A 1786-nucleotide genomic window follows, 5' to 3' on the forward strand; every position below is an offset into this window, starting at 1 on the left:
CAACCCCAGAAATTCCAGTAAGTAAGGATTTCGGATCAGATCGGATAAGCCCGCCGGCTGGTTTTCCTTCATCCTGCCGATTACCGCTGCTTTATCGGTAGACAATCCGGTTCGTTCCGCCAGTAGCGTAGTTATGGCCCGGGTGAGCTCCCTTACCGTCCAGTTGTTTTTCAGGCATTCGACTTCATAGAATCGTCGTTTCAAAGGGTCTTCTACGCGTATCAATTCCAGAAAGTGAGAGAACGTCAGCCTATTTAACATCAGATTGATATCGACGAACGGCAAGTCATTCGTATGAGCAGTCTGTTTTTCAGCTCCTACCTGTAAAATGGTAGGGTGATTGGACAAATCTAATTTTCCAGACAGCGTCTGGAAAWTCTGCGGATAGGCCAAATAGAAGTTCTTGTAATTATAGAGGTTACTTTTGGCAAACCCCTTATGGCCGCGTTTACTCAGCGTAGTAGCAATGGATGGAATCAGGTTTTGTCCATAGCGGGCCCGGTCTTCCCCATGCTGCTCAAACTCAACGACGTATAAACCAATCAGCCAGTTACGAATGGTCATTAACTGATCCGCTTGCCGGGCGGCCTGCTGACTTAGCTGTTGATGTAGTGATTCAAGTGAATGAATGAGTGATTCAAATTGCATAGGAATACGACCGTCAGATTCTAAAGATTACAAATCTATCAATCAAAAGGGGCAAAGCTTTGATCGCTAGCCATGAGAAGAAAAGATATCTGAAGCGTACCAACTATTCCGGTCTGGAACACTCAGCGGGTTACTCTTCTCCCGTTTGCTACTTTATCGGGTTGATTTTAGTATTTCAGGCGATCCCATTTATAGTCCATAGCGTGCCAATCGCATGATTGATGATGGACTTAGGTAACCAACGAAGATGATTTCAGGGCGTTTACCAATGAACCCTTGGAAGAGGTTACAGCCAGCAGGCACGCTTGAGTGACGGATAGAATTTAATCGCTCTTTTAGTTAGCTACTAGTTTAGATTTATCGGCTCAAAGTGGACACAATGGGGTTAAAACCGTTATAACTACTACCACTAATGATAAAACCGTTGTAACTACTATCACTCAGGGATCTTTAGTCACTGTTAAGTCGAAAACTTCTTCTACTCTTACGAGTACGTATCCGACCGTACATGGATCAGTTATTGTGAATCCTGATGGTACACATTCAACGGTACATGGATCAAGTCATTGTGAATCCTGATGGTACACATTCAACGGTGCATGGATCAGTCATTGTGAATCCTGATGGTACACATTCAACCGTGCATAATTCGGTCATTGTTAATGCTGACGGTACACATTCGACCATGCATGGACCAGTCACTGTTAAACCTGATAGTTCCCAAATTTTTCTACCTCAAAACCATAGTGACGAGTCTAACCGTATCGAATCACTTAGACGGGAGCAGCTTTATGGACCTAAAGCCAAGCTGCGGCGATCGAAAAACAATCCATGATCTCTACCAGGCTTTCTCTTCGCAAATATTGAATTACTAGCTCTCGTACTGAATTCAAAATTTTCGATACATAATATCAACAAGTTATTTTTCTGTTCGCTCGAAATACAACTATTTTTATATCAAAAAATTAAGTATAAAATTCTGGATTATTCAAACTCTTTAAGGAATCAATTCAGAAGGGTATACTAAACTTAGTATCCTTTAAATTTATTTTGATAATTCAGGATAGTACTATCTAATTTTTATACATCATTTGCTCAGGTAAACTGCATATACAATACCTATTATAAATATAATAAC

The 1786-nt window shown here is 41.1% G+C and carries 1 protein-coding gene; it reads right to left on the reverse strand.

The genetic code is table 11. The features are described from left to right. Window positions 1-648: DUF1016 N-terminal domain-containing protein (locus BWI97_RS26295; RefSeq protein WP_146011066.1), on the reverse strand; the 648-nt coding region annotated here is incomplete at its 3' end. Window positions 649-1786 lie beyond the last annotated feature (1138 nt).

It is taken from the genome of Siphonobacter sp. BAB-5405, assembly GCF_002872335.1.
Classification (GTDB): Bacteria; Bacteroidota; Bacteroidia; order Cytophagales; family Spirosomataceae; genus Siphonobacter.